General features: G+C 59.2%; 1 protein-coding gene. It reads left to right on the forward strand.

Features of this window, described 5'->3' with window-relative positions; genetic code table 11:
* On the forward strand, positions 1–448 hold a 448-nt coding region (locus tag ACM6IN_RS20460; protein WP_414916616.1), incomplete at both ends, for a calcium-binding protein.

The raw sequence follows: 448 nt of genomic DNA on the forward strand, positions 1-448 counted from the left end.
CGCGCAGTCGGAGCAAGGCGTCAACATCACCATGACCGCCGCGCGTGTGGGCACCGGTCTGGGCGGCGACGCGCAAGGTGACACGTTCTCGGATTTCGAAACCATTATTGGCTCGAACTACAACGACGTATTCACCGCATCGCTGGGCACCACGACCTTCTACGGCGGTGCCGGCAACGACGTGTACATCATCAACGGTTCGGCCAGCCAGAACGTGTTGGAAATGGCCGGCGGCGGTGATGACGAAGTGCGCACCACACTGAACACCATCACCTTGGCCAGTGAAGTCGAGCGTCTGACTTTCACCGGTACCGGCAACTTCAATGCTCGTGGCAATGCCTCTGACAACGTTATTACCGGCGGTGCCGGCAATGACATCCTGATGGGAGGCGCAGGTGCCGACCAACTGATTGGCGGCGCAGGTTTCGATATCGTCAGCTATGAAGAC

It is taken from the genome of Pseudomonas sp. IT-P395 (genome assembly GCF_949767675.1).
Lineage (GTDB): Bacteria > Pseudomonadota > Gammaproteobacteria > Pseudomonadales > Pseudomonadaceae > Aquipseudomonas.